Below are 9,720 nucleotides of genomic sequence, written 5' to 3'. Positions count from 1 at the left end.
TAAATGAAGTATATCTATTTAACAATGATCTCAGTATTGATGAGATTATCGAAAAAGTAAAAGAAAATTTACCTTCTAATTATAATAGAGAGCCTATAAGACAGCGCTTGTTCTTTAGACAATCCAGCCTCAATACTATGACAAAACTGGATATTGAATTTGAAAAATCTACTATTGAAGAGCTTAACAAAAAATTTCTGGATAGTGTAGTCTCCATTTTACCAAGAAAAGCATCTTATTATACAGAAAGTCTTTGTGATTTTTACAGAAAACCCGATGAGCATAAATTGTACATTGAAAAGGCAGCAGAATTATACGATAAAAACAATGAAGGTTCTATGGAAGCGCTTTCAGCTAAACTGGAGCGAATTTTTAAAGAGAATGTAAAGCCTAATTCTTATTTAAAAATTAAGTCGGGTTGGTTTGGTCAAAAGGTAGAGATTGATTCCATATTTGATTCTTCGGAGGAGGCAGCAGAGTTAGAAGATGAATTCAAAGACGATGGAAATAAACATTTTCTGTCATCCAAAAAAAATCAACTTCACGACCTCTATTCTGAACTTTTCTACAATGATGATACTAAACTAAATTTTATTGACAAGTCTAACCGCTATGAATTTAGTTTAAAAGGATTTACAGCCATAGATGACGAGGGCGTGTATGTCATTGAATTTAACCCAAAAAGATCCGCTGATTTTAGAGGAACTATCTATGTAAATATTGAAGACTTTGCAGTTATGCGAATGGATTATGAGAACGTAAATTCATTAAAAAGAATAAAATTATTGGGTTTCTCCTACGAGGAAATCACTTATAAAGGAACTACAATTTTCAGCAAAGGCAGCAATGATAAGTATGATTTACGATTCATTGATAAGGTATTTGGCAGAAAAATGGGCGTAAGAAGGCCTTTGAGTGTAATTGAGAAAAATAAATATGTGAAGGGAAGAAGGAAGCAAAATGAATTGTCTATGGAACTGGATATTGTAAATTTCAATACTGAGAAATACGAATTAGTAGTCTTTGATTCTGAGCTGATCAGCAATGGAGAATTTTCCAATTCTGCAGAAAATGAAACCGTTAAAGCCACCTACCTTTCCAGTTACAATCCGGAATTCTGGGAAGGATATAATATAATGGAGCCCAATAAGGCCATCAGGGAATTTACCGTATCCGATAAGTAAGCTATTTAAGTTAAAAAGATAGCTTTTTCTTCCTCCTGAGTTAATTAGACCAAATTGCTATAAGACTATTTTTTAGGCAAAAACACCTCTGCCATCATACAACGGGCACTTCCGCCACCGCAGGTCTCAATAGTATCTAAAGTACTATGCACTATAGGGTTGTACTTTTCTAATTTTCTAATCTGATCAGGTCTCAGACTATTATAAGCCGCAGAACTCATAATTAAATACCTTTCCCCTGAGGGGCCTTCTACCTGTAGCATATTTCCAGCGAAATGATGCATTTGTTCCTCGGTTATGTCAATAATCTCTTTCCCATCCTGTTTCAGATGATCTAATACATTTTTCCTTTCTTTATTATCATCTATAGAGTCTAAACAAATTACGGCGTAGGTTTCACCCATGCACATCATGACATTGGTGTGGTATATTGGTAAGCGTTCTCCATTAACAGATTGATATGCAGTAAAGATTACAGGCGTGCAGTTAAAGTCCTCACAAAACTCTATTACCAACTCTTCATGTGCGCGATCTGAAAGTGCACAATACACTTTTTGATTAACACGATCCATTAAAATACTACCTGTACCTTCCAGAAAAAGACCTTCTTCTTCTGCAGAAGTATAGTCCATAATGTTTTCAATCAGGAAACCATTGGCCTCAAGAACATCAAGAATATCCTCTCTTCGCTCCTTTCTGCGATTCTCGGCAAACATCGGGTAAATGACTACAGTGCCATTGGAATGAAAAGATATCCAGTTGTTCGGAAAAATTGAATCGGGTGTGTCCGGGTCGAGAGTATCCTCAATGACAATAACCTCAATTCCTTTAGCTCTTAAAACAGCAACAAATGTATCAAATTCTTGCTGTGCTTTAAGGTTAATTGTATTGTTATGAAGGTCTATATCCTCCATAAAATAGTTATTTACCGCGGTCTGTTCATTCATACGAAATTGGACCGGACGAATCATCAAAATGGTGTTGGTAATTTGCTGCATTAGTCAAATAGAAATTCGGGATAAATGTAACCATTTCCCAATTCATTTTACTACTAAATTCAGCTTATAGTACAAGAACAAATTCTACTCTTGAGGCTCGTAAGACTATTTAGAAAATCGTGAATAATTTGAATAAAATTCTAGTCACGCACTAAAGGCATTGTGCTGCATCTTAATAAACCTCCCTGTTTGGAGACTTCAGCATAGGGTATTTCTTCTACGGTAAAACCCTGGTCTCTAAGCCAATTATTCAGCCTGTTAAAATTTCTCTCAGAAACTACGACATCAGGGCTTATAGAAAAAACATTACTGAACATATGATACATTTCTTCATCTGTGATTTCGAAAAGATTGTCCCTGCCAAAATGTGAAACCAACCATTCGTATTCTTCTTCTATCAAGAACCCATTTTTATGAATAATGCCCTTATCATGGCCTAAGGGTTGAAAACAGCAATCCAGATGAAGTGCATTTTCCCTGGGATTTACAATACACTTGCGGAGTTCAAATGATCTCACCTTCTTATGTGGAAACATTTCTTTTATATATTCTACCCCTTCCCAATTGGTACGTGCCGTAATATAATCCGGATAATCATGTCCTGTATAAGTTCCCACGAAAATATATTCATGCCATGGCATAACATCTCCCCCTTCAATATGTACTTCTTCGGGAGGATAAAGAATATTCTCAGGGGCTATATATTCTAAAACATGTAAAATGGCTTCAAATTCCTCCTCTCTATGCGGAAGAATATTGGCTTTAATAAGTTTATCTTCTATTACAAAGGCGATATCCCTGGAAAAAATCTGATTGCAATCTTCAATAATTTCAGGCCTGAAAACCTCAACATCGTATTTCTTAAAAACAGCAGCCAAAGCTTCCATTTCCCGGATCATATCTTCTTCGAGGGGATAGGTTCCTGCGAGTATATGCTCTAAAGATTTGGGATCATAGGCGTCTTCCGGCATTGGCACGGGGCCATTACTTTTTGCAGTGCCTAGTAGGACTGCTCTTAACCTGGATGTCTCATCATAGACGTTTAAATGCAGCATTGGTTTTGTCTATGTAAGGCTATCGCTTGTCAACGGTTTTAAAAGATCTTAAGTTTTCTCCTATATATATTTGCCGTGGTCTTCCAATTGGTTCATTCCTCAATCGCATTTCCCTCCATTGAGCTATCCATCCCGGAAGGCGACCCAAGGCAAACATTACAGTAAACATATCCTGCGGTATTCCGAGCGCTCTGTAAATAATTCCAGAATAGAAGTCAACATTTGGATACAACTTACGATCTACAAAGTACTGATCTTCCAATGCCTCTTTCTCAAGACCCTTGGCAATATCCAATATGGGATCTTCAATACCAAGGTCACCTAAAACCTCATCTGCCGCCTTCTTAAGAATCTTAGCTCTTGGATCAAAATTTTTATATACTCTGTGGCCAAAGCCCATCAACCTGAAAGGATCCTTTTTATCTTTAGCCTTAGCCATATATTTTGCAGTGTCACCCCCATCATCATCAATAGCCTGTAGCATTTCCAAAACTGCTTGATTGGCACCACCATGCAGCGGACCCCAAAGTGCAGAAATACCAGCGGATAGTGAAGCAAATAATCCCGCATGAGATGAGCCAACTATTCTAACAGTGGATGTAGAACAATTCTGTTCATGATCAGCGTGAAGAATTAATAGTTTATCCAGTGCTTCAATGACAATTTTATTCATTTCATAATCCTGATCGGGCCTTCTAAACATCATTTTATGGATATTCTCTACATAACCCAAAGAGCTACTTCCATATTCCAGTGGCAAACCTTTTTTCTTTCGCAAGGTCCAGGCCACCAAAACCGGGAATTTGCCCAAAATCCGAACTATTGCATGATACATATCTATTTCTGAAGAAACATTTACAGAACTCGGATTAAATGCGATCAGAGCACTGGTCAGTGATGATAAAACACCCATTGGATGGGCAGATTTAGGAAATCCTGCAAGTATCTTTTTCATTTCTTCGTCTACATGAGCCTCCGCCTTAATGTCCTTATCAAATTTTACAAGTTGCTCTTCGTTTGGCAACTCACCAAAAATGAGCAAGTATGCGACTTCAAGGAAATCTGATTTTTCTGCCAATTCTTCAATAGCATATCCACGGTACCTGAGAATACCTTTCTCGCCGTTTAAAAATGTAATAGCGCTTTCACAGGAACCCGTATTTTTATAACCGGGATCCAACGTTATTACACTACTTGAAGAACGTAAAGTTTTTATATCAATCGCCAATTCATTTTCAGTGCCTTCAACGACCGGAAATTCATATTTTTCCCCATTAATTTGCAATGTTGCTTTTTCTGACATGTGATAGATTTTAATTTTTAGACCAGTAGGGTAAAATTAAGAAAAAGGAAGGACGTTAACAATTTGTGAGACCAATAAGAATTGTGAAATCTGAATAAAAAAAGTTTATTCAAGCAGTTACAATTTCAGAGCAAAAATCATTTTTTAAAAAAAGATACACCTGCTACTGCCTCATAGGCTTTCTCTGTGTAAAAAACGCTGGTAATCGAGATGGTTTAGTTGTTTTTTTAGGCATCTCTATTTCAAAAAAAAAAGCCTTTCTTACTAAGAAAGGCTTTCTAAATTTACTCGATGCTTCTATTTTACTTTAAATGCATTTTCTTGTGGATAATAGGCCACATCACCAAGTTCTTCTTCAATGCGAAGCAATTGGTTGTATTTGGCCATACGATCACTTCTTGATGCAGAACCGGTTTTGATCTGGCCGGTATTGAGTGCTACGGCTAAATCTGCAATAGTATTATCTTCTGTCTCACCTGATCTGTGGGACATAACCGAAGTATATCCGGCATTTTTGGCCATATTTACGGCTGCTATAGTTTCTGTAAGTGTACCAATCTGATTAACTTTTATGAGTATAGAATTGGCAATACCATTTTTAATTCCCCTGGATAATCGTTCAACATTGGTAACAAATAAATCATCTCCAACCAATTGAACACTATCCCCAATCAAATCTGTTAATGTCTTAAATCCATCCCAGTCGTTTTCATCCATCCCGTCTTCAATAGAAATAATTGGGTATTTTTTACTTAACTCCGCTAAATAGGCGGCTTGTTCATCTGAAGTTCTTATTGCTCCCGATTCACCCTCAAATTTGGTATAGTCGTATTTGCCGTTTTCATAGAATTCTGCAGCCGCACAATCTAATGCAATCATAACCTCGTCACCAAAAGAGTACCCGGCTTTTTCAACTGCTATGCCAATTGTGTCCAATGCATCCTCTGTTCCATCAAGTGTAGGTGCAAATCCACCTTCGTCACCAACGGCAGTGCTCAGACCTCTGTCATGCAAAACCTTTTTAAGATTATGGAAAATCTCTGTCCCCATTTGCATGGCATGCGAAAAGCTCTTTGCCTTAATAGGCATAATCATAAATTCCTGGAAGGCGATTGGTGCGTCTGAATGTGAACCTCCATTAATAATATTCATCATCGGAACTGGTAACGTATTAGCACTAACACCACCAACATACCGGTACAAAGACATGCCTAATTCATTAGCTGCCGCTTTGGCCACGGCCAAAGACACTCCGAGGATGGCATTGGCGCCTAATTTAGATTTATTTGGTGTACCATCGAGTTCCAGCATAGTTTTGTCTATAAGGTTTTGCTCGAAAACCAACATCCCCGTTATTTTATTTGCTAAAATCGTATTTACATTCTCTACTGCCTTACTTACACCTTTGCCCATAAAGGCTTTACCTCCATCACGTAATTCAACAGCTTCATGTTCGCCTGTGGATGCCCCTGAAGGAACAGCTGCGCGTCCTAAAACGCCATTTTCGGTTATAACATCTACTTCTACAGTTGGATTTCCTCTCGAATCCAAAATCTGTCTGGCATGCACATCAATTATGGTACTCATAGTATTAAATTTTTAGGTTGAATTATTTGGCAAAGATACAAAAGGCAGTTAGACGTAACCCCATATTTAGGCTTATAAAGTCAGTAATATAACAATTCCTTAAACCAAGGTATCTTTATTAACAGTGGATGCGATCATTTCAAAAAATTGATCGAAAAGATAATCCGCATCGTGTGGGCCCGGACTTGCTTCGGGGTGATATTGAACTGAAAAAACATTTTTATCTTTTACCCTTATCCCGGCTACCGTTTTGTCATTAAGATGAACATGGGTTATTTCAATTTGTGGATTAGCCTCTGTTTCTTCCCTGCTTATTGCAAACCCATGATTCTGAGAAGTAATTTCTCCTTTTCCGGTCAACAGGTTTAATACCGGATGATTTATCCCTCTATGACCATTATGCATTTTATAAGTAGAAATACCATTGGCCAGGGCAATTACCTGGTGACCAAGGCAAATTCCAAATAAAGGATAATTGCTAGCCATGATCTCTCTGGCAACTTCCACAGCCTCATGCAATGGTTCCGGATCTCCCGGGCCATTGGAGATAAAAAAGCCATCAGGTTGCCAATCGTTCATTTCCTTAAAGGTAGTATTGTAAGGAAAGACTTTTATGTATGCATCTCTTTTGGCAAGATTTCTTAAAATGTTATTTTTTATACCAATATCCAATGCTGCTATTTTATAACGGGCATTCGTGTTTCCATAATAATAAGGTTCCTTGGTTGATACTTTAGAAGCAAGTTCCAAACCTTCCATATTTGGCACTTTATTCAAGGATTTTCTTAAATTCTCAATATCTTCAACCTCAGTTGAAATTACGGCATTCATGGCTCCCTGATCCCTGATATGACACACCAGAGCTCTGGTATCCACGTCGGAGATAGCAAATAGCTTGCTTTGGTTTAAAAACTCCTCCAGACTATGATCTGCACTTGGTCTTGAATACTCATAACTAAAGTTTTTGCATATCAACCCTGCTATTTTCACAGAAGCAGACTCAACTTCATCCATATTGGTTCCATAATTCCCTATGTGTGCATTTGTAGTAACCATGAGCTGACCGAAATATGAGGGATCCGTAAATATTTCCTGATATCCGGTCATCCCGGTATTAAAACAAACTTCTCCATATGCGGTCCCTTCATTGTTACCTACGGCCTTTCCATAGAAAATAGTTCCGTCTTCCAATAATAATAATGCTTTCTTTTTAGTCTGATACTTCATATTGTACTTTAAGATTAAGTTTGACAAATAAACATAAAAAAAAGGATAGACTTTTAGGTCTATCCTTTTTTAATTATTAAAGATTTTATAAACAATTTATGCTTCGGAATCATTTTTCTTTTCTTCAGATTCAGAATCTTCTGGTTCTTTAGCTTCAGGTTCTAATCTCCTCCGTTACTTCTTCCACAGCCTCTTCAACTACATTTTCAGTAGCTTTATCAACTACTGTCTCATCAGCCTTCTTACCACGTCTACTTCTTCTGGTGGTTTTCTTCTTAGCAGTCTTACCGGCATTGTAAATCTCGTTATAGTCAACAAGTTCTATCATTGCCATATCTGCGTTATCACCTAGTCTATTTCCCAATTTAATGATTCGGGTATAGCCACCTGGCCGCGTACCTACCTTGTCGGATACACTTCCAAACAATTCTGTAACCGCATACTTATCTCTTAAATTCTTAAACGCGATACGCCTGTTATGTGTTCCTTTTTCCGTAGTCTGATTGTTCTCAGCTTTTGATTTAGTAATTAATGGCTCTATAAACTGTTTTAAGGCTTTTGCCTTTGCCACAGTTGTATTAATCCTTTTATGTTCAATCAAAGAACAAGCCATATTAGCCAACATAGCTTTTCTATGTGCCGACTTTCTTCCTAAATGATTGACTTTTTTACCGTGTCTCATTGTTACTTATATAAATTCTTACTAACTCCAGGACAAGTCCTGTGTTTAGCTATAAATTAATCCTTATCTAATTTGTACTTTGATAGATCCATACCAAAATTGAGGCCTTTATTTATTACAAGCTCTTCCAACTCTGTCAATGACTTTTTACCAAAGTTCCTGAATTTCATTAAATCGTTTTTATTAAATGAAACCAAATCTCCTAATGTATCTACTTCTGCCGCTTTTAAACAATTTAATGCCCTAACGGAAAGATCCATATCAACCAGTTTAGTTTTCAAAAGCTGACGCATATGAAGAGATTCTTCATCGTAGGTCTCTGTTTGAGCTATTTCATCGGCTTCAAGAGTGATACGCTCATCCGAAAACAACATGAAATGATGTATAAGTACTTTAGCTGCTTCTGTCAATGCATCTTTTGGATGAATTGAGCCATCGGTAACGATCTCAAAAATCAATTTCTCGTAGTCTGTTTTTTGCTCAACACGGAAGTTTTCAATACTGTATTTTACATTTTTTACCGGGGTAAAAATTGAATCAACAGCGATACTTCCCAAAGGGGCATTAGACTTTTTATTTTCTTCTGCCGGTACATAACCACGACCTTTTTCAATGATAATCTCCATATTTATGCTCACCTTCGGATCCATATTGCAAATAACCAGATCCGGGTTTAACACTTGATATCCAGAGATAAACTTTTGAAAATCTCCTGCGGTAAGCTGTTCCTTACCACTTACGGATATGGAAACAGTTTCCTCATTAACATCTTCAATTTGTCTTTTAAAGCGAACTTGTTTAAGGTTTAGGATGATTTCGGTAACGTCTTCCACAACACCTTCAATAACCGAAAATTCATGCTCTACTTTATCTATTCTAACGGATGTAATTGCAAATCCTTCCAAAGAAGAAAGCAATACCCTCCGTAAGGCGTTCCCAACAGTCAAACCATAACCAGGTTCCAAAGGGCGAAATTCAAATTTGCCTTCCAAATCTGAAGAATCAATCATTATAACTTTATCGGGCTTCTGAAAATTTAATAATGCCATAGTCGGATTTGTGATGTTTTTATTTAGAGTATAACTCCACGATTAATTGTTCTTTGATATTCTCAGGAATCTGAATTCTTTCTGGTATGGAAACAAAATTTCCTTCCATTTTATCATTATTCCATGTCAACCATTCATACACACTGCTATTTGCGCTAAGCGCATCTTGAATGGCCTGAAGTGATTTTGATTTTTCTCTCACACCTACAACGTCACCCGCATTCAAGGAATAAGATGGAATATTCACCAATTCCCCGTTAACAGTAATGTGCCTGTGAGAAACTAATTGTCTTGCACCTCTTCTGGAATTTGCAATCCCCATTCTGTAAACCACGTTATCTAAACGCGCTTCACACAATTGAAGAAGTACCTCACCGGTAACACCTTTGCTCCTGTTTGCTTTTGCAAAAAGGTTTCTGAATTGTCTCTCCAGAATACCATAGGTGTATTTTGCTTTCTGCTTTTCCATTAACTGAATAGCATACTCAGATTTCTTACCACGGCGTCTGTTATTACCGTGTTGTCCCGGGGGATAGTTTTTTTTCTCGAAAGCTTTGTCGTCTCCGAAAATTGCTTCGCCGAATTTACGTGCGATCTTTGATTTAGGTCCTGTATATCTTGCCATCTTCTTTTAA

9 protein-coding genes are annotated in these 9,720 nt (G+C 37.3%); 1 reads left to right on the top strand and 8 read right to left on the bottom strand.

From position 1 onward, the window contains the following. On the top strand, positions 1 to 1,184 hold a 1,184-nt coding region (locus Q0X89_RS12630; protein ID WP_297694721.1), incomplete at its 5' end, for a carboxypeptidase-like regulatory domain-containing protein. A 65-nt stretch (positions 1,185 to 1,249) separates the two neighbouring features. On the opposite strand, the gene ctlX is transcribed toward Q0X89_RS12630, so the two are convergent. The 8 genes from ctlX to rpsD form a co-directional block, all read right to left on the bottom strand. After that, positions 1,250 to 2,182 carry a citrulline utilization hydrolase CtlX gene (gene ctlX, locus Q0X89_RS12625; protein ID WP_297694719.1) on the bottom strand — a complete coding sequence of 311 codons (933 nt, stop codon included), beginning with the start codon at positions 2,180 to 2,182 and terminating at the stop codon, positions 1,250 to 1,252. A gap of 140 nt (positions 2,183 to 2,322) precedes the next feature. Continuing rightward, positions 2,323 to 3,237 carry a dimethylarginine dimethylaminohydrolase family protein gene (locus tag Q0X89_RS12620; RefSeq protein WP_297694717.1) on the bottom strand — a complete coding sequence of 305 codons (915 nt, stop codon included), beginning with the start codon at positions 3,235 to 3,237 and terminating at the stop codon, positions 2,323 to 2,325. Between the two features lie 19 nt (positions 3,238 to 3,256). Further along, positions 3,257 to 4,540, bottom strand: coding sequence for a citrate synthase (locus Q0X89_RS12615; RefSeq protein ID WP_297694715.1), 1,284 nt, complete (start codon positions 4,538 to 4,540; stop codon positions 3,257 to 3,259). Between the two features lie 297 nt (positions 4,541 to 4,837). Next, positions 4,838 to 6,127, bottom strand: coding sequence for a phosphopyruvate hydratase (gene eno, locus Q0X89_RS12610; protein ID WP_297694713.1), 1,290 nt, complete (start codon positions 6,125 to 6,127; stop codon positions 4,838 to 4,840). A 99-nt stretch (positions 6,128 to 6,226) separates the two neighbouring features. Continuing rightward, positions 6,227 to 7,354, bottom strand: coding sequence for a glutamine-hydrolyzing carbamoyl-phosphate synthase small subunit (carA, locus tag Q0X89_RS12605; RefSeq protein ID WP_297694710.1), 1,128 nt, complete (start codon positions 7,352 to 7,354; stop codon positions 6,227 to 6,229). Positions 7,355 to 7,508: 154 nt separating this feature from the next. Further along, positions 7,509 to 8,036 carry a 50S ribosomal protein L17 gene (gene rplQ / locus Q0X89_RS12600; protein WP_297694708.1) on the bottom strand — a complete coding sequence of 176 codons (528 nt, stop codon included), beginning with the start codon at positions 8,034 to 8,036 and terminating at the stop codon, positions 7,509 to 7,511. A 56-nt stretch (positions 8,037 to 8,092) separates the two neighbouring features. Then, positions 8,093 to 9,085, bottom strand: a complete 993-nt coding sequence (locus Q0X89_RS12595; protein ID WP_297694706.1) for a DNA-directed RNA polymerase subunit alpha — start codon at positions 9,083 to 9,085, stop codon at positions 8,093 to 8,095. A 19-nt stretch (positions 9,086 to 9,104) separates the two neighbouring features. After that, entirely contained in the window at positions 9,105 to 9,710 is a 606-nt protein-coding gene (gene rpsD, locus Q0X89_RS12590) for a 30S ribosomal protein S4 (RefSeq protein WP_297694704.1), read from the bottom strand. Positions 9,711 to 9,720: the final 10 nt, after the last annotated feature.

Origin of the sequence: uncultured Eudoraea sp., from assembly GCF_947258525.1 — a bacterium.
Taxonomy (GTDB): Bacteria; Bacteroidota; Bacteroidia; order Flavobacteriales; family Flavobacteriaceae; genus Eudoraea.
Note: the sequence above shows the minus strand (reverse complement) of the source record. Positions and strands in the feature narration are given on the sequence as shown.